This is a genomic window from Bosea sp. PAMC 26642 (assembly GCF_001562255.1).
Lineage (GTDB): Bacteria > Pseudomonadota > Alphaproteobacteria > Rhizobiales > Beijerinckiaceae > Allobosea.
This window is the reverse complement of sequence record NZ_CP014301.1, coordinates 4,928,451-4,945,394: the sequence shown is the minus strand read 5'-3', so window position 1 is coordinate 4,945,394 and position 16,944 is coordinate 4,928,451. Positions and strand designations below refer to the sequence as shown.

Below are 16,944 nucleotides of genomic sequence, written 5' to 3'. Positions count from 1 at the left end.
TTTGCGTTCTTGGCCGCTCCGTGGCCCGGCTGCCCTTGCTCCGGAAACTCGCGACGGAGGCAAGGAAAACACACGCATCGATCTATCTCAAATTCATAAGTTTACGATCTATATGAATTGAGGTTATGGCTCGACCCCATGAATTACCGTCAGGTTGAGACTTTCAAGGCGATCATGGATTCCGGCTCGATCACCGAGGCGGCCGGAATCCTGCGCATCTCGCAACCAGCCGTGAGCAAGGCGCTGAAGCAACTCGAGGCGGAACTTGGCCTGCGCCTGTTCTCGCGAACGACCAAGGGCATCGCCGCCACCGAGGAGGCCCGCCTGCTCTACACCGAGGTGGAGCGGACCTATTTCGGCATGCAGAACCTGGCGCGCTTCGCGGAGGGACTGCGCGATCGCCAGCAGGGCCGCATCGTCGTCAGCACCATCCCGGCGCTGGGGATCGCCTGGCTACCGGCGATGGTCGCGCGCTTTTCGGACAAGTATCCCGACGTGACGATCTCGCTGCATTCCAGCAATTCGGCCGATGCAGCGCGGCTGGTCGGCGCTGGCGAGATCGATCTCGGCATCGCGCAGCTGCGCAGCGACGAGTTCAACCTGTCCCGCCGCAAGCTCTTCGAGCTCGAGGGTGTGGTTGCGATGCCGGCCGGGCATCGCCTCGCTGACAAGGAGATGATCGTCGCGCAGGACCTCGCCGAAGAAACGGTCGTGGCGCTCGGACCGGAGGACGAGTTCAGGCGCCGTCTGACGCAGGCGCTCGACGGGGCGGGGCTGCGCTATCGTGGCGTCATCGACGCCAGCTTGGGCGTCACCGTCTGTGCGCTGATCGCCGCGGGCTGCGGCATAGGGATCGTCGACAGCGAGGCCGCGCGCATCAATCAGAGCACCGGGCTGGTTTTCCGCCGCTTCAGCCCGACCATCCGCGTGCCGATCGTCCTGTTTCGGCAAAGAGGGCGGCCCAGCGGAAAGCTTGTTGAAGCCTTCAGCGCCATGCTGCAACCGCCGCCCCAGTTTGGTTCTGGTTATGGCTGATCTTTTTTCTCGGTGGTGAATGGATCGGTGTCGGCAATTTTGACGACCGCATTGAAGGACGCATAGCCGCGACATCCTGCGCAGCATTCCCAACGATCATTCATTCGCCTCGAAGGCACCCGCTCCCCGATCACAGCATTAATACCGCCCATCAAACCGGTCACCGGCCGTCCACTAACCTAACGTCTGCTTCTTGGCGGCACGCCGGTGTCTGGTTATGGCGCGCGGTTGTCGCGCCGCGGACAATTGCAGGCCAGTTCTGCGGTGTCTTGCCTAAGCCGGGTTACTCAAGGAACGCTGCGCCCAATCGATAAAGGCGTTGATGGCGCCGATCTTTGGGTGTTTGGCACGATGAGCGATATGGAAGCCGTACCCGGCGAGCCGGAGAGGCGAGATTTGAATAAGCGCGCCGGTCGAACGCTCATTGCCGACGAGCACGTCGCTGCATATCGCAAGTCCTTGGCCTTTGACCGCTGCCTCGATGCCATGGGCTTCCTCCCGGAAGCTGAGCGTTGGCATGGATGAGAGGTCGGGCGTCAGCATGCCGCTGGAGGCGGCCTCCGTCTGCCAGCGTCGCCAAGTCGGCGCCTCGGCATCGGTTGCCGGCCATTCGATATCGATTAGCGGAAGCGAGGCGACGTCCACCGGATCGAGTGGTAGTTGGCGTGATCCGATCAGCCGAGGGCTGCCGACGACGAGAAAGGAATCGCGCATCAGCTCGACGGAGATTAGGCCGACTGGCGGCTTGCGCGCATAGCGGATCGCGAGGTCAGCTTCACCCGCTTCCAGGTCGACGACGGTGTCTGTGCCGATGATATCGAGCCTGAAATCGGGATGGCTCAAGCGCCAGTTTGACACGCGAGGCACGAGCCAGCGGGCCGCGAATGCGTTCGTGCAGGTCACACGCAGCTCGCTTGCCGCTTCACCACGCCTCAAGCCACTTAATGTGCCGGCGAATGCCTCGAACCCGTCGCGGAGCACGGGGAAAAGCTGTCGTCCGGCTGGCGTCAGGCTCAGCGGACGCGGTCTGCGGCGGAACAGGCTCTGGCCGCAGTGCCGTTCCAACAATCTGATCTGGTGGCTGACAGCCGTCGGCGTCACGCCGAGTTCGGCAGCCGCGCGCTTGAAACTCAGCAGCCGCGCTGCTGCCTCGAAGGCCTGAAGCGACTTGAGCGGCGGCAAGCTGCCCGCGCGGATTCGGGCCGAGATTCAGACCTTCGCCGACATCAATGTCGCATGGCTGAGCCGGATGCTATCGGCCACGGGGACGGTTGGGGCTGAGCATGTCGATCAACGGGCTCGCGCCATTTTCGCCGCTGTAGGCGGCGCGCAGCTCGTCGCCAGAAGCCGCGCTGATATCTCTGTCTACGACGCCTTGATCGAGGGCTACCGCGCAGCAGGGCTCATGCCCGCGTAAGTCGCCCCCAAGCATCGCTCCATAATGGCAGTCATCCGTTTTGGGATTGCCGCGCCGCACGTGGTTTTGCGAGGTCCGCGACGGGTCGAAAGTTGGCAGCCGAGGACCGTCGTTCGGACATTTCTGCTTTTCGGCATTGGCCGAATGTCGGCAGTTGGCGCTAACTCCTCGTCTGACGTCGAGATGTCGGACGGTCGCCGAGGGCATCCAGTGCGTCGTCGTTTCTGCGGCCCCAGGCGTAGAGAAGCTCGACAGGCTCGACGAAACGCGCTCCGAGCGGGGTGAGGCGATACTCGACGGCTGGGGGCACGGTGCCGGCGACATGCCGCGTCAGGAGGCCGCTGCCTTCCATGTCGCGCAGGGTCTGAACAAGCATCTTCTTCGAGACGCCGGGAATGCTCCGCTGCAGAACGCCGGTTCGCGCGCGCCCATCGTGCCGGGCATGAAGTGTGTGCAGGATCATGCTCGTCCATTTGGTCGCAAACAGCTCTAGGACGCGCCTGGGTGCGCAATCTTCTCGCCACGCGTCTTCGAGGGAGCCGGGCTTCATGCTGGTTACCGTCTTGTGCCTATGACCCTATTGGGTGCCGTCTAGCGCTCCATGCTCTGCCTGACTAGATCGCAGTGACGGATTGGAGAGATCATGAACAAGACGGCATTGATTGCAGGCGTCAGCGGCATCGTTGGAAACAACCTCGCGCTCAGCCTCGTCGCGTCTGGCTGGTCGGTGCAGGGGCTCGCAAGGCGGCCGCCGCACAACGCTCCAGGCGTCGCCCCCATCGCGGCCGATCTGCTCGATCCCACACATTTGTCGGCCGCGCTGGTCGACCGACGACCAAGTCATGTCTTCATCACCACTTGGCTGAGGCAGAAGACGGAGGCAGAGAATATCCGCATCAATGCCGCCATGGTCCGCAATCTCCTCGATGCGCTCCGGCCGACGGAAAGTGTGCGCCATGTCGCTCTCGTCACGGGTCTCAAGCACTACCTTGGTCCGTTCGAGGCCTATGGAAAGGGCAGCCTGCCGGCAACGCCGTTTCGAGAGGATCAAGCCCGCCTCGATATCGAGAACTTCTACTACGCCCAAGAAGACGAAGTTTTCTCCGCTGCCGAACGCGACGGTTTCGGCTGGAGCGTGCACCGGCCTCACACCATCATCGGCTATGCACTGGGCAACGCCATGAACATGGGCGTGACGCTAGCCGCCTATGCGTCCCTCTGCCGGGAGACCGGGCGTCCGTTCCGTTTCCCCGGCTCCGCTATGCAGTGGAACGGGCTGACCGACATGACAGATGCGCGCCTGCTCGCCAGGCACCTCGAATGGGCAGCTACGACGCCAGCTGCGCGCAATGAGGCCTTCAATGTCGTCGATGGCGATGTCTTTCGATGGAGCTGGATGTGGGGTCGCCTTGCCGATTGGTTCGGGCTCGAGCCTGTACCGTTCGACGGCACGGTGCGTCCTTTGGAAGAGCAGATGGTCGACGATGCGCCGGTCTGGGCCGATCTCGCGGCACGGCACGGACTGGTCGAGCCCGATCTCGGGCGCCTCGCATCGGCTTGGCATACGGATGCCGATCTCGGCCGCCCAATCGAGGTAGTGACCGACATGAGCAAAAGCCGGCGCCTCGGCTTCCTCGACTACCAAGCGACGGACGGCGCCTTCTTCGATCTGTTCACGCGCCTGCGAGCCTCGAAGGTCATTCCGTGATGTCCCCTGTTCCAGATACGGAGATTTGAGGCAGCGTGGTTGCACGAAGTCCAATGCGTCCTTGAGGCTCATTGGCTCTTCAACTGGCTGTGCTGCCAGCGCGGCTACTGGGGGCTTCAAGAGAAGCCGGTCTGCGATGTCGGCTTGGCCGCACAACCAGAATTCCCCATCCGCAAGGCCATGACGGATGTCTGGTTTCGGGCATCTCCCAAATGTCGGGAAGTGGCGCGTCACGCCCGTCACAGCGACGGGTGTTTGCGGTGCTTATCAGACGGCGCGCCCGGTAGGGATATGCGGCGAAGGTTGGTTTTTCGAGGTCGAGCCTCAGGACGAGATGTAACTGGCCGCGAAGCTGGCACTCCATCAGAGGTTGTTAAGCCTCGTCTGAGGCAAGGGCGTGTCGGGCAACAGCATATTTAGGGATCGAGACCCAGCGCTGTCGAAAGCGGATAACGCCGCTCTCGCACGGAATCTACAAGGTCGTTTTCTATTACCGATCTAAAGGTCGCGGCTCGTCGTGCCGATCTCGAGAATCACGACCTCGCAGACTTTTTCCAGCGCGGTCGGGCAACGTTCGACGCCATGCGGCACGACGATGAACTCGCCCTCCTCGATGACCTCGTCGCGATCGCGGAACCTCATCAGCAGCCGTCCTTTATGGACGAAGAAGACCTCGTCCTCGCGGCTGTTGAAATGCCAGCCGGCCTCGCCCTCGAGCTTAGCAAGCTTGATCTGCAGATTATTGACCGCCGCGGCGACCTGAGGGGGCCAGGTGTCGGAGAATCATCCGAAAGCGCTCGTCAGATTTTCCTTGTGAAACGGCGAGATGTGCCGATTGAGCATCGCGACATCCCGGATGCTCGTCTTGAGCTGGCTTGGCACATCCATGCCATCGGCCGGATATTTCCCGTCGAGAGCGGCTGTGCCGATGGTAAAGCCGGCCGCGCCGGCCTGCTTCAAGGCCGCGATACGGCCCGGCGTGTCGATCGATCCGGCCACATAGACGGGTTTGGACACGGCGGAACAGACGGCGTCGATGAGTGCCGGGACGTTTTCGCGCGAACGATAGGCTAGGAGATCAAGGCCGTGCACGCCGTCGCGTGAGGCCAAGGCCTGCGAACTGGCGACGATGTCCTCGATGCTACCCTCAAGAACGCTTGGATGTCCGGAGATCGTGCCCGGGAAGGGGCAGTACTGGATCGTCGTCCCGGCAATGATCGGCAGCACGTCGTCGACCCTCGTCCCGCCCAGCAGAATGTCGATGCCGATCTCGACCGCGGCTTTTGCCGAGACAATCTCACTGTCGCGATCGAGCGAAACCACCTCGAGATAGGAGGTCGCGCCGCCAGCCTTGATCGCCGTGTTGAGCGCCTTCAGCGTGTCGAGCGGCAGGCCGATATCCTTGAAACCGATATGCCGGACTCCCAAAGCCAGAGCCGTCGCAAGTTGCTCCATCGCATCGCCGACCGTGCGATCGTTGCGGGTGAGCATGAAAATGAAGCGAAGGCCCATCAGGACACCTGTTCTGTTCGGTCCGGCCTGCGGCCCAACCAGCCGCCATGCCTTCTGCGAACATGCTGGCTCAGTCTGTCAGTTTCGCAAACGCTGGGCGCTTGGCGGGGCTGCAGTGGGCGCTCTTTGTGTGCATCGCACACCAGCCCTATCAAGGAAGCCGAATATCCCCGACTTGTTTGCCATGGCCGGTCCTGATGAATTCTCGCGTGCCTCCTGACAGCCTGCCGATGGCATCGTTTGCGATTGGTCAGCCTGTACCGCGCAAGGAGGATGAAATCCTCGTGCAGGGGCAAGGGCAATATACCGACGACCTGAGCCTCGAGCGGCAGCTCTTCGCGGCTTTCGTCCGCAGCCCTCACGCGCATGGCCATCTGAGGGCCGTCGATACGGCTGATGCCCAGGCGATGAAGGGCGTCGTCGCGATCTACACCGGCGCGGATCTGACCGGCCAAGGCTACAAAGCCATCATCACGCCGCTCAATGTACCCGGCCGCGACGGCGCGTCGATGAAAACACCTGAGCGAGCGGCGCTGGCAACCGACAAGGTTCGCTTCGTCGGCGACCCCATCGCGATCGTCGTCGCCCACACAGCCGATCAGGCCCGCAATGCCGCGGAGGCGGTCGGGCTCGACATCGATGTCCTGCCTGCCGTCACCGATGCCGAGCAGGCGCTCGGCATCGAGGCCCCGCAACTCTATAACGACCTCGCCGGCAATCTGATCGTCGATTTCCAGTTTGGTGACAGCAACAAGGTCGCCGCGGCCTTTACCGAGGCCGCGCACATCACCCGGTTGCGGATCGTCAACAATCGCGTCGTCGTCAACCCGATCGAGCCGCGCGCCGCCCTTGCGAGCTTCGACGGCAAGTCGAAGCGTTACACGCTGCATGCGCCGAGCCAGGGCGCCTTCGGCATGCGCAACAACCTGGCCGCGGCCATGGGGGTGAAGCCGGCCGAGCTGCGCCTGGTCACCGGCCATGTCGGTGGCTCGTTTGGCATGAAGGCCTCTGTGTTTCCTGAATACGTCGTCCTCCTCCACGCAGCCCGCATGCTGAAGCGGCCGGTCAAATGGACCGATCAGCGCTCGGAGAGCTTCGTCTCGGACCATCATGGCCGCGACATGGTATTCGAGGCCGAGCTGGCATTGGACGCTCGCGGTCGCTTCCTCGCCACGCGCTTCACGGGCGTGGCGAATATGGGCGCCTATCTCACGCCCGTCGGCGCGATCATGCCGACATCGAATATCGGAAAGAACTCGGTCGGCATGTACCGGACGCCGCTGGTCGAAGTCCGGACCCGCTGCGCGGTGACCAACACGCCGCCCATCGGGGCGTATCGCGGCGCGGGACGGCCGGAAGGCAATTATTTCATGGAGCGCCTGATCGATACGGCGGCCCGTGAGATGGGGATCGACAGCGCGAGCCTGAGGCGACGCAACCTGGTTTCGCCCGCCAAACTGCCCTGGGCGACGCCGATGGGCACGATCTATGACAGCGGCGATTTCCCGGCGCTGTTCGAGCGAGCTCTCGAGGCGTCCGACTGGAAGGGATATCCCGCAAGGCTGAAGGCAAGCCGGAAGGCGGGTTTGTTGCGCGGGCGCGGGATCGGCTGTTTTCTCGAAGTGACGGCGCCGCCCTCAAATGAAATGGGCGGCATCCATTTCGAACCGGACGGCAGCGTGAGCATCGTCACCGGCACGCTCGACTACGGCCAGGGACATTGGACGCCTTTCGCCCAGCTCCTGACCAGCCAGCTCGGCGTTCCCTTCGAGCAGATCAAGCTCGTGCAGGGCGACAGCGACCGGCTGATTGCCGGCGGCGGCACAGGCGGCTCGAAATCGCTGATGGCGAGCGGCTCGGCGATCATCGAGGCGAGCGATCTGGTGATCGAAAAGGGCAAGCTGCTCGCCGGTCATTTCCTGGAGGCCAATGTCGCCGATATCGCGTTCGCAGCCGGCCAGTTCACCGTCGTCGGAACCGATCGCTCGATCGGCATCATGGACATCGCGGCCAGGCTTCAGGGTGGTGCCGCAGTCGCGCCGGACCTGCCGCAGTCGCTCGATGTCGATCATGTCTTCAACGCGGCGCCCTCGGCCTATCCCAATGGTTGTCACATCGCCGAGGTCGAGATCGATCCGGAGACCGGGCATGTCGAGGTCGCGCGCTATGTCATGGTCAACGACTTCGGCACCGTCGTGAACCCGATGCTCGTCGAGGGCCAACTTCATGGTGGCATCGTTCAGGGCATCGGCCAGGCGCTGTTCGAGCGGACCGTCTATGACGAGAGCGGCCAGCTGATGACAGGCTCCTATATGGATTACGCACTGCCTCGGGCGGAGGATGTTCCGTTCTTCTCGTTCGAGAGCCAGGGCATGCCGACGCAGAACAATCGAGTCGGCGCCAAAGGTTGCGGGGAAGCCGGGTGCGCCGGCTCCCTGCCCTCGGTGATGAACGCGGTCGTCGACGCCCTAGCGCCCTATGGCATCACGCATCTCGACATGCCAGCGACTCCTCAGGAGGTCTGGAGAGTGATTCAATCGGGAAAGAGCTTCCGCCAAAACAGCCCGCCGGCCACGGCCACCTGACGCAACGATCGACAGCGCCCGTTCACCTTTCTTATTGCGGAACGGCACCTATCCCCCGCAACGAATGCCCGGTTTGAGCTAATCGTACAGTGTCCGTAAAGGCGCCGAGACCAACGTCCGCTATTCGGCAGTCGGCCAATGTCTTCCCTTGGCGCATTCCACCCGGACAGGCGACGGACATATGGCCAGTTCCGTACATTATGACCACCGGTGCTTCATGCAGTCCAGTTCAATGCCTGCCCGATTGGCATCTCAAAAGGATCAGGCCGTCCGGGCGGCCTGATGATGGCAGGCGACGCTAACGTCGTTTTGCATGCGCAGTTCGGGACGCTCCACGCGGCAAATGTCGGTCGCCATGGCACATCGTGGATGGAAGGCGCAGCCCGGCGGCGGCGCTATCGGGCTCGGTACCTCGCCCGACATAGGTCGGCGTGCGCGGTTCGGCTTCTCGACATCGGGGATCGTGTCAAGCAGCAGCCGTGTGTAGGGGTGGCGTGGCTCGCTGAAGACCTGTTCGGCCGGGCCGCTCTCGACGATGCGGCCGAGATACATGATCGCGAGGTGATCCGACATGTGGCGCACGACTGAGAGGTTGTGGCTGATGAAGAGATACGTCAGGCCAAATTCCTGCTGGAGTCTCACCATTAGGTTCAGGATCTGGGCCTGCACCGACACGTCGAGCGCCGATGTCGGCTCGTCGCAGACCAGAAAATCGGCTTCCGTTGCCAGCGCGCGCGCAATCGAGATGCGCTGACGCTGGCCACCCGAGAAGGCATGTGGATAGCGCTGCGCATCTCCGCGCGAGAGCCCGACGATCTCAAGCAGTTCTCCGACGCGCGCCTGGGTTTCGGCCTCGTTCGGGCGAAGCTTGAGCTCCCGGATCGGCTCGGCGACGATGTCCCCGACGCGCCAGCGCGGATTGAGCGAGGCATAGGGATCCTGGAAGATCATCTGCACGCGTGGTGGCCCGGACCCGCCATCGGCGCGCGCGATGTCGCGGAAGCGCAGCGTGCCGTCGGTCGGCTTCTGCAGCCCGACCACCATGCGCGCCAGCGTCGACTTCCCGCAGCCGGATTCGCCGACGATGCTGAAGGTCGAGCCGCGCGCGACCGTGAATGAGACGTCCTCGACCGCGCGCAGGATGCGGCGCGGCTGGCGGCCCAGGAACCGCGACAGGGCCGGCGCCGAGACATCGAAGCGACAGGAAGCGGAAGCGACCTCCAGGATTGCGGCGCGGTCAGGCATGCGCGCCCTCCATCAGCGGGAAATAACAGGCGGCGGCGTGGGCCGACGGCGGGAGTACGGGCCTGTCCGTCCGGCAGAGATCGGTTGCAAGTCCGCAGCGCGGGTTGAAGGCACAGCCCTGCGGGATCGCGCCCAGCCGCGGCATCGACCCATCGATCTGGTTGAGCACGGCGTTGCGGGCATGGACGCTCGGGATCGAGGCCATCAGGCCTGCCGTGTACGGATGGCGCGGCCGGCGCGTCACCTCATTGACCGAGCCGATCTCGACGATGCGGCCGGCATACATCACCGCGACGCGGTCGGCCGTCTCTGCGATGACGCCCATGTCGTGCGTCACGAGCATGATCGCGGTGCCGTGCTCGCGGCAGAGCCGCTTCAGCAATGTCGTGATCTGCGCCTGGATCGAGACGTCGAGCGCTGTCGTCGGCTCATCTGCAATGATCAGCTGCGGCTCGGCGCAGAGCGCGAGCGCGATCACAACCCGCTGTCGCATTCCACCCGAGAACTGGTGCGGATACTGGTCTATGCGCGTCTCCGCCGCCGGGATGCCGACCTCGTTCAGCAGTGCGAGCGCGCGCTGGCGCGCCTGCCCCTGCGAAACCGGAAGATGGGTCAGGATGGTCTCGACGAGTTGCTCGCCGACGGTCAGAAGGGGATGGAGCGAGGTGAGTGGATCTTGGAAGATCGCCCCGATCCGGCGGCCGCGCAGCTTGCGCATAGCGGCCTGCGGCAGAGTGTCGATGCGTTGGCCGTCGAGGTGGATCTCGCCGCCGCTGATGCGGCCGGGCGGATCCAGGAGGCCGATCACTGCCGTGCCGGTCAGCGACTTGCCCGCGCCGGACTCGCCGACGACCCCGAGGATCTCGCCGGGCGCGATCTCGAAGGTGATGCCGTCGAGCGCCGTCAGCGGGCCGTGCCGGCCGTCGAAGACGATGCGCAGGTCCTTCACGGAAAGCAGCGCCGTCATCGCCCGGCCTGCGCAGGTTCGACCGGGTAGCTCGACGAGAAGATCGCGCTCGCTGGCGGATGCCCGTGGGTGCGCTCCGGATAGCGCGCCATCACGCCCTCGAACTGCGCTTGGGCGCGCCGCTTCTCGGCCGCTTCGTCGACGCCGGGAATGAGCCGGTGCTGCATCACGAAGCGCCCGTCGATGATCACGGTCGAGAAATCGCGGCCCTGCCCGGCGAGCAGCATGGTCTGGATCGGGTCGATGATCTGGCCGAGATGGGGGCGGTCGAAGTCGAACACCGTGATGTCAGCGCGCGCGCCGGGCTGCAGGCGGCCGAGATCGGGCCGACGCAGCGCATCGGCCCCGCCGATGGTCGCTGCGTCGTAATAGTCCTCGCTCCGGCAGGCCATGACGCTGCCGGCCGTCACGCGGGCGAGGATCATGCCGACCTGCATGTTCATGATCATGTCGGGCGGGCTGGTATCGGTGCCCATGCCGATCCTGAGGCCCATCTCCCGATAGCGGCCGAAATGGTCGATCGCATTGCCGTGCCGGCCCGAGACCAGCGGGCAGTGCACGATCGTCGCGCCGGCGTCGCGGATGATCGCGAGGTCGCGGCCGGGCCGCGTGATGTGACGGCTGCCGGAGACGAAGGTGCCGTGCGGCAGCAGGCTGCGCTCGTCGAGGAACCCCAAGCTGTCCAGCCATTCGGGCGGGCTCATGCCGTGCTGGGCCAGCACGAGGTCGTATTCCGTCTTCGACTGGCAGCAATGCAGCCGCACCGGCACGTCGAGCTCACGGCCCGCGGCAGCGGTCCGGCGCAGGAGCGTCGCAGTCGAGGTCTCGATCCGGTCCGGCGCCAGCATCGTCCGGATCAGGCCGTCGGCCGCGCCCTCGTGTCGCCGGCAGAAGGCGATCGCGGCGTCGAGCTCCGACAGGCCCCGCTTCTCGTCGTAATGCGTCGTGATCGTGCCATCAGCCTCGACCAGCTGGTTGCCGGTGCGATAGGCCGGGCCTACATAGGTGCGCAGGCCAAGCTTCGCCGCGGCGTCGGCCGCGTCCTCGAACTCCTGCGCCGTCTCGCCCCAGGCCCGGTAGAACAGCGAGGCGATCGGCAGGGCTGTCGTGATGCCGTTGCGGATCAGCGTGGCGAAAGCGTGCGCCTTCTGGAAGGCGAGCTCTTCGCGCGAGTACATCTCGTAGGGGCCGGCCTCCAGATAGGAGCGTGGCCAGACGCGGCCCTTCTGCCAGGCCGGCTGGTTGTCATAGGCGAGGATCGTGGTGTCGAGGTCCGAAAGCGCGTCGAGGTCGACGAAGCCGGGCCCGATCAGGGAATGGCCGTAATCGATGCGCCGCGCCACCTCGCCGGGGAAGCCGTGCCCGGTGAAAATAACTGCGCCGTCTTCGAAGACGATCTCGCCATGCTCGTAGAGACGGTGCCGGCCGTCGCGGTGGCCGAGCAGCCAGCGCGCGGTGAGCAGGATGCGGCCCTCTGGCCGCCTGGCGGCGCGCAAGCTCACGGCGCGGTCCTGATCGAGACGCCGTCGCGGGCAACGATCCGGCCGGCCTTGACGACGCGGCGCCGGGGCGAGCGCGTGACGATGGCCTCCGCCATGGTCTCGCCTGGCAGGATGACCAGGTCGGCGTTGCAGCCGACAGAGAGGCCGTAGCCGTCGATCTCCATCACCCCGGCGCCCCCGACAGTGCAGATATCGAGCGCCATCCGCAGTTCGTCGTCGCGGCGCAGGTTGTTACGCAGGCCCACGAACATGGCGCGCTCCAGCATGTCAGCATTGCCGTAGGGGCCCCAGGTGTCCCGGATTCCGTCCGAGCCCGAGCAGACGCGCACGCCGGCCTTCAGCAGCTTCCCGACCGGTGGCGCCGGGCGGCTCGCCGGTCCCGTCGTCATAATGGCGATGTCGAGTTCGGCGAGCTGCGCGATCAGCGGATCGACCAGAGCGGGCTCCGCGCCGAGGCAGAAGGCGTGGCTGATCGTGACCTTGCCGGTCATGCCCAGCGCACGGGTGCGCTCGATGATCAGTTCGGTCGAGAAGGCGCCCATCTCGCCAGGCTCGTGCAGATGGATGTCGAGCGGCTTGCCGAATGTCTGACACAGCCCGAAGACCGCATCGAGATGCCCCTTGGGGTCGCGGTCGATCGCGCAGGGGTCGAGGCCCCCGACGATCTCGCAGCCGGCCCGCATCGCCTGCTCCATCAGAGACAGCGTGCCGGGCCGGCACAGAAGTCCCGATTGCGGGAAGGCGACGAGCTCGATGTCGACGATGTCCCGGTAGTCGTCGCGGGTCGCCATCACACCCTCGACGCCCCACAGACCGTGCTCGGTATCGACGTCAACGTGGCTGCGGATATGGGTCGAGCCCATCAGCGAGGACTGGATGCTCTGCCTCGCCGACTGGCGCGCCGGCTCGATACCCAGCCGATTCTTGTTCAGGCGCTCATTGTCGATCTTGTCGATCAGGCGCGGACCGACCTCGTTGGTGTACCAGGGCAGGCCCCACAGGCTCTTGTCGAGATGGGTATGGGCCTCGACCAGCCCGGGAATGACGATCTCGCCGCGGCCGTCCTCAACGGAAACGCCGGCGGGGGCCGCTACGCCGGCAGCCACCTGCGTGATCTTGCCGGCCTCGATCAGCATGTCGACGGCGGGCCCGCCATGGGGACGGACATTGCGCAGTAGCAGGGAGACGGTCATCGCGGGCGTTTCCTCTTGGGGGCTTGTCAGCGCAGCTTCGGGTTCAGCGCGTCGCGCAGCCAGTCGCCGAGCAGGTTGACCGACAACACGATCAGCCCGAGCTGCAGCGAGGGGAAGACGACGAGCCACCAGGAGCCCGAGAACAGATACTGGTTGCCGATGCGGATCAGCGTGCCTAGCGAGGGCTGGGTGATCGGCATGCCGACCCCAAGGAAGGACAAGGTCGCTTCCGACAGGATGGCGAGGCCGAGATTGAGCGTGGCTGCCACCATGACCGGCGTCAGCGTATTGGGCAGGATGTGGCGCGCCATGATCCGGCGCGCCGGTACCTTGATGATGCGCGCCGCCAGTACATACTCCTTGCGCCGCTCGACCATGGTCGAGGCGCGCACCGTGCGGGCGTACTGAACCCAGTTCGTCAGCGAGATCGAGAGAACCAGAACGACGGCCGCGAAGGGCTCTCGCAGCGGCGGCGGCAGCAGTTCGCGGAAGATCGCCGAGACCAGGATCGCCATCAGCAGCGTCGGGATCGACAACACCGTGTCCCCGAGCCGCATCAGCAGATTGTCGATGCGCCCGCCGTGGAACCCGGCGAGCAGGCCGAGCGTGACGCCGATCGCCATCGAGACCAGCACGGCTGCCAGTCCGATCGCCAGCGAGACGCGCGTGCCGTAGAGGATGGCCGACAGCACGTCGCGACCCTGCGGATCGGTGCCCAGAAGGAAGGGCCATTCCCCGTCCTTGTTCCAGATCGGCGGGATCTCCGCCTTGTCGATGAAGATCTGGGCGAGGTCGTGGGGGTTTTGCGGTGCGATCAGCGGGGCGAAGAACGCCGTCAGGATCAGTAGCGCCAGTACGATGGCCGAGAGCCAGGCCGCCGGCGTGCGGCGGAAGCTCCAGCCGACGTCGCTGTCGAGGAGTTGGCGCCAACGCGAAGGTTGCACGGTCTCACCGGGCATTGGCGCCTCCGGCGATCGCATCCTCGCGCAAGCGCGGATCGACCCAGGCATAGGTCAGGTCGACAAGCGTATTGAGCGAGACGAAGATGAAGGAAACGACGATCAGATAGGCCGCCATCACCGGAATGTCGACGAAGGTGACGGCCTGAACGAAGAGCAGCCCCATGCCGGGCCACTGGAACACAGTCTCGGTGACGAGCGCGAAGGCGATCAGGTTGCCGATCTGGAGGCCCGTCACGGTGATGACCGGCATCAGGCAGTTGCGCAGGCCGTGATGGAAGTTGACGGCGCGCGTGGTCAGCCCGCGGGCCCGGGCGAAGCGGATGAAGTCGGTGCGCATCGTCTCCAACATCTCGGCGCGCACGAGGCGCATCACCAGCGTGATCTGGAACAGCGACAGGGTGACCCCGGGCAGGATCAGAGCCTTACGTCCCGACGGCGTCAGGAAGCCCGTGCTCCACCAGCCAAGTTGCACGGTCTCGCCGCGCCCGAAGGCCGGCAGCCATTGCAGCGTCACCGAGAAGGTCAGGATGAACAGGATGCCGAGCGCGAAGCTCGGCAGCGAGACGCCGAGCACCGAGACGAACTGTAGGGCCTTGGCGAGCAGGGTGTCCCGCGCGATCGCGGTGTAGACCCCGAGCGGGATGCCCACAGCCAGTGACAGGAAGGTCGCGACCAGCACGAGCTCGAAGGTCGCCGGGAAGCGCTCCGCAATCAGCGTGAACACCTCCTGCTGGTTGCGGTATGAGATGCCGAAATCGCCGCGCACCGCATTGCCGACGAAGGTCGCAAATTGCAGGACAAAGCCCTTGTCGAGGCCGAGCCGGACTCGCAGTTCGTCGCGCTGCGCCTGGCTTGCCTGCTCGTTGAGCATCAGCTCGACCGGATCGCCGACGAAGCGGAAGATCAGGAAGGCGATGAACGCGACTGCAAGCATGACGCCGGCAGCGTTCAGGAGGCGCTTGAGCAGGAAGGCCGGCATCGTCGTTCCATCCCCAGGACTGCGCGGACCGTGCCGCCAGCCCGGGATCGCGCCCGTGGCGCGTCCCGGGCTGGCGGCGTACTCACTTCAGCGTCGTCAGCCACAGCCTCGGCTTGTTGTCGGAGGCCTGCACGGTCTGCGCCACGCTGTTGCGCATCGCCCAAGCCATCGGCTGCTGGTGCATCGGGATGAAGAGGTGCTCAGCCTTGGCGATCTTGAGCGCCTCCTGCATCATCGCGATGCGCTTAGGCGTGTCGAGCTCGACTCCGGCCTTGTCGATCAGCGCGTCGATCCGGGGATCGCCCCAGTTGCCCCAGTTGAACACGCCGCCCGAGCCGCTCTTCGACCGCATCACCTGGATCAGGATCGAGTAGGCGTCGATCATCGGCTCGTTGGCCCAGCCGAAGGAGATCACGTCGAACTCGCCCTTGACGCGCTTAGGGGTCTGCTGGCTGCGCGGTCCAAGGCTGAGATTGGGCTTTAAGCCGGCCCGCGACCACATCGAGGCGACTGCCTGGCAGAACTCCTCCTCGTTGACGAGGCCGTCGCTCTGGCAGTTCATCTGAAAATTGAAGCCGTTGGGATAGCCGGCCGCAGCCAGGAGCTTCTTGGCGCCGTCGAGATCGAAGGGCAGCCGCACGTCCTGCGAGGCCTCGTAGCCCGGGATTGCCGGGGCGATCAGCGCGCCTGTGTTGCGCGAGAGGCCGCGCATGGCGCGCTTCTGCACCGCGTCGATGTCGATGGCGCGGTAGAGCGCCTCGCGGATGCGGATGTCCTTGAGCGGGTTCTTGTCCTTGACGTCACTCTCGAACAACGCGTCCTTGAGATTGAAGGCGAAGATCACCGTGCGCAGTTCGTTGGTCTGCAGGACCTTGACGTCAGGCGAGGCCGCAAGGCGCGGCAGGTCCTGCAGCGGAGCGACGTTGGTGAAGTCGATCTCGCCCGACAGCAGCGCCGCCACCCGCGTGGAGGCCGAGGCGATGGGCATGAACTCGATCGCGTCGATGTTGTGCTGCGGCTTGTCCCACCAGTTCGGGTTCTTGACGTAGACGGTCTTGGAATCAGCGCGGCGGCTCTCGACCACGAACGGCCCGGTCCCGTTGGTGTTGTCGGTGGCGTACCCCTTCACGCCCTTGCCGGAATCGGTCGGCAGCAGCGCGTTGTTGGCCTCGAGCCAGGGCTTGTTGAAGATGAAGATGTTGGTCAGGTCGTTGAGCAGCAGCGGATATGGGCCGTTGACCTCGATCTCGACCGTCGACGCGTCGATCTTCCGCGACGACTTGTAAGCCGGCAGATTGCCCTTGAGCGGCGAATCCGGATGCGTGACGCGCTCCAGCGAGGCGATGACGTCTTCGGCGGTGAACGGGTTGCCGTTATGGAACTTGACGCCCTGGCGCAGTTTGAAGCGCCAGACCGTCGGCGAGACCGTCTCCCAACTCTCGGCCAGAGCAGGCTCGATCTTGAGATCGCCGGTGTAGCGCACCAGCCCCTCATAGACATGGTTCAGCACCGACAGCGTGAAAGTGTCGCCATAGGAATAGGGGTCGAGCGAGGCGATCTCGCGGGCGGCACCCCATTTCAACGTCTTGGCGCTCGCCGTGTCGGGGACGCCGCCGGTTCCGCTCAGGGCGAGCGCAGCAACCGCTGCCAGCATCCAGTTCTTGCGTGTCAGGCCAGCCTTCTTCATCGCGCCAACTCCCGTTTGCCTGGACCGGAGCGGCGCATCGGCGCTCCCGGACTGCCTGCCTCTGCCGCAATTCCACGCAGACTGGCGCGAAACGCAGCACGTCGTGTGCAAAAAATTATCAAACTTGCATACGATACTGTAAACGTATTGTA

Annotated in this window: 16 protein-coding genes; 4 read left to right on the top strand and 12 right to left on the bottom strand. The window is 64.7% G+C overall.

Annotated features, from left to right (window positions below; genetic code table 11):
- Window positions 1-138 precede the first annotated feature (138 nt).
- Entirely contained in the window at window positions 139-1,035 is an 897-nt protein-coding gene (locus tag AXW83_RS23705) for a LysR family transcriptional regulator (RefSeq protein ID WP_066618242.1), read from the top strand.
- Here AXW83_RS23705 and AXW83_RS27360 read toward each other — a convergent pair.
- A complete protein-coding gene (locus AXW83_RS27360; RefSeq protein ID WP_156640347.1) occupies window positions 1,026-1,199 on the bottom strand; it encodes a hypothetical protein in 174 nt (57 codons plus the stop codon). The two genes, AXW83_RS23705 and AXW83_RS27360, sit on opposite strands and share 10 nt — an antisense overlap.
- Window positions 1,200-1,308: 109 nt before the next feature.
- Window positions 1,309-2,217: a LysR substrate-binding domain-containing protein gene (locus AXW83_RS23700; RefSeq protein ID WP_156640345.1), complete on the bottom strand. Its 909-nt coding sequence runs from the start codon at window positions 2,215-2,217 to the stop codon at window positions 1,309-1,311.
- Between AXW83_RS23700 and AXW83_RS23695 the strand changes: the two genes are divergently transcribed.
- Window positions 2,204-2,452 carry a hypothetical protein gene (locus tag AXW83_RS23695; RefSeq protein WP_236841756.1) on the top strand — a complete coding sequence of 83 codons (249 nt, stop codon included), beginning with the start codon at window positions 2,204-2,206 and terminating at the stop codon, window positions 2,450-2,452. The genes AXW83_RS23700 and AXW83_RS23695 overlap by 14 nt on opposite strands.
- Before the next feature lie 160 nt (window positions 2,453-2,612).
- Here AXW83_RS23695 and AXW83_RS23690 read toward each other — a convergent pair whose 3' ends face one another.
- Window positions 2,613-2,915, bottom strand: a complete 303-nt coding sequence (locus AXW83_RS23690) for a winged helix-turn-helix transcriptional regulator (protein WP_236841755.1) — start codon at window positions 2,913-2,915, stop codon at window positions 2,613-2,615.
- A gap of 180 nt (window positions 2,916-3,095) precedes the next feature.
- Here AXW83_RS23690 and AXW83_RS23685 point away from each other — a divergent pair, with 180 nt between their 5' ends.
- Window positions 3,096-4,160, top strand: a complete 1,065-nt coding sequence (locus AXW83_RS23685) for an SDR family oxidoreductase (protein ID WP_066618233.1) — start codon at window positions 3,096-3,098, stop codon at window positions 4,158-4,160.
- A 498-nt stretch (window positions 4,161-4,658) separates the two neighbouring features.
- Here AXW83_RS23685 and AXW83_RS27940 read toward each other — a convergent pair whose 3' ends face one another.
- Window positions 4,659-4,892, bottom strand: a complete 234-nt coding sequence (locus AXW83_RS27940) for a cupin domain-containing protein (protein WP_236841989.1) — start codon at window positions 4,890-4,892, stop codon at window positions 4,659-4,661.
- A 51-nt stretch (window positions 4,893-4,943) separates the two neighbouring features.
- Window positions 4,944-5,672, bottom strand: coding sequence for a beta/alpha barrel domain-containing protein (locus AXW83_RS23680; RefSeq protein WP_066618228.1), 729 nt, complete (start codon window positions 5,670-5,672; stop codon window positions 4,944-4,946).
- A 230-nt stretch (window positions 5,673-5,902) separates the two neighbouring features.
- Between AXW83_RS23680 and AXW83_RS23675 the strand changes: the two genes are divergently transcribed.
- Window positions 5,903-8,257, top strand: a complete 2,355-nt coding sequence (locus AXW83_RS23675) for a xanthine dehydrogenase family protein molybdopterin-binding subunit (RefSeq protein WP_236841754.1) — start codon at window positions 5,903-5,905, stop codon at window positions 8,255-8,257.
- A 261-nt stretch (window positions 8,258-8,518) separates the two neighbouring features.
- On the opposite strand, the gene AXW83_RS23670 is transcribed toward AXW83_RS23675, so the two are convergent.
- The 7 genes from AXW83_RS23670 to AXW83_RS23640 all read right to left on the bottom strand — a co-directional run bounded on the left by AXW83_RS23670 (window position 8,519) and on the right by AXW83_RS23640 (window position 16,792).
- Window positions 8,519-9,502, bottom strand: a complete 984-nt coding sequence (locus AXW83_RS23670; RefSeq protein ID WP_066618221.1) for an ABC transporter ATP-binding protein — start codon at window positions 9,500-9,502, stop codon at window positions 8,519-8,521.
- A complete protein-coding gene (locus tag AXW83_RS23665) occupies window positions 9,495-10,469 on the bottom strand; it encodes an ABC transporter ATP-binding protein (RefSeq protein ID WP_066618220.1) in 975 nt (324 codons plus the stop codon). The genes AXW83_RS23670 and AXW83_RS23665 overlap by 8 nt, the downstream gene beginning before the upstream one ends.
- On the bottom strand, window positions 10,466-11,971 hold the full coding sequence (locus AXW83_RS23660; protein WP_066618219.1) for an amidohydrolase family protein: 1,506 nt from the start codon (window positions 11,969-11,971) through the stop codon (window positions 10,466-10,468). Before AXW83_RS23660 ends, AXW83_RS23665 begins: the two co-directional genes overlap by 4 nt.
- Window positions 11,968-13,164 (bottom strand): amidohydrolase family protein, encoded by a 1,197-nt coding sequence (locus AXW83_RS23655; RefSeq protein ID WP_066618216.1) that lies wholly within the window; start codon window positions 13,162-13,164, stop codon window positions 11,968-11,970. Before AXW83_RS23655 ends, AXW83_RS23660 begins: the two co-directional genes overlap by 4 nt.
- Window positions 13,165-13,190: 26 nt before the next feature.
- The gene (locus tag AXW83_RS23650; protein ID WP_066618214.1) at window positions 13,191-14,123 is read right to left on the bottom strand and encodes an ABC transporter permease; all 933 of its coding nucleotides are present in this window, start codon (window positions 14,121-14,123) and stop codon (window positions 13,191-13,193) included.
- Window positions 14,113-15,105, bottom strand: coding sequence for an ABC transporter permease (locus AXW83_RS23645; RefSeq protein ID WP_066618212.1), 993 nt, complete (start codon window positions 15,103-15,105; stop codon window positions 14,113-14,115). The genes AXW83_RS23650 and AXW83_RS23645 overlap by 11 nt, the downstream gene beginning before the upstream one ends.
- A gap of 82 nt (window positions 15,106-15,187) precedes the next feature.
- Window positions 15,188-16,792: an ABC transporter substrate-binding protein gene (locus AXW83_RS23640; RefSeq protein ID WP_236841753.1), complete on the bottom strand. Its 1,605-nt coding sequence runs from the start codon at window positions 16,790-16,792 to the stop codon at window positions 15,188-15,190.
- Between the last annotated feature and the right edge of the window lie 152 nt (window positions 16,793-16,944).

Coding starts and splice junctions, on each gene's coding strand:
- AXW83_RS23665 (WP_066618220.1), bottom strand. CDS start 10,469: ATGACGGCGCTGCTTTCCGTGAAGGACCTGCGCATCGTCTTCGACGGC.
- AXW83_RS23675 (WP_236841754.1), top strand. CDS start 5,903: ATGGCATCGTTTGCGATTGGTCAGCCTGTACCGCGCAAGGAGGATGAA.
- AXW83_RS23650 (WP_066618214.1), bottom strand. CDS start 14,123: ATGCCCGGTGAGACCGTGCAACCTTCGCGTTGGCGCCAACTCCTCGAC.
- AXW83_RS23705 (WP_066618242.1), top strand. CDS start 139: ATGAATTACCGTCAGGTTGAGACTTTCAAGGCGATCATGGATTCCGGC.
- AXW83_RS23680 (WP_066618228.1), bottom strand. CDS start 5,672: ATGGGCCTTCGCTTCATTTTCATGCTCACCCGCAACGATCGCACGGTC.
- AXW83_RS23655 (WP_066618216.1), bottom strand. CDS start 13,164: ATGACCGTCTCCCTGCTACTGCGCAATGTCCGTCCCCATGGCGGGCCC.
- AXW83_RS23685 (WP_066618233.1), top strand. CDS start 3,096: ATGAACAAGACGGCATTGATTGCAGGCGTCAGCGGCATCGTTGGAAAC.
- AXW83_RS23690 (WP_236841755.1), bottom strand. CDS start 2,915: ATGATCCTGCACACACTTCATGCCCGGCACGATGGGCGCGCGCGAACC.
- AXW83_RS23640 (WP_236841753.1), bottom strand. CDS start 16,792: ATGAAGAAGGCTGGCCTGACACGCAAGAACTGGATGCTGGCAGCGGTT.
- AXW83_RS23670 (WP_066618221.1), bottom strand. CDS start 9,502: ATGCCTGACCGCGCCGCAATCCTGGAGGTCGCTTCCGCTTCCTGTCGC.
- AXW83_RS23645 (WP_066618212.1), bottom strand. CDS start 15,105: ATGCCGGCCTTCCTGCTCAAGCGCCTCCTGAACGCTGCCGGCGTCATG.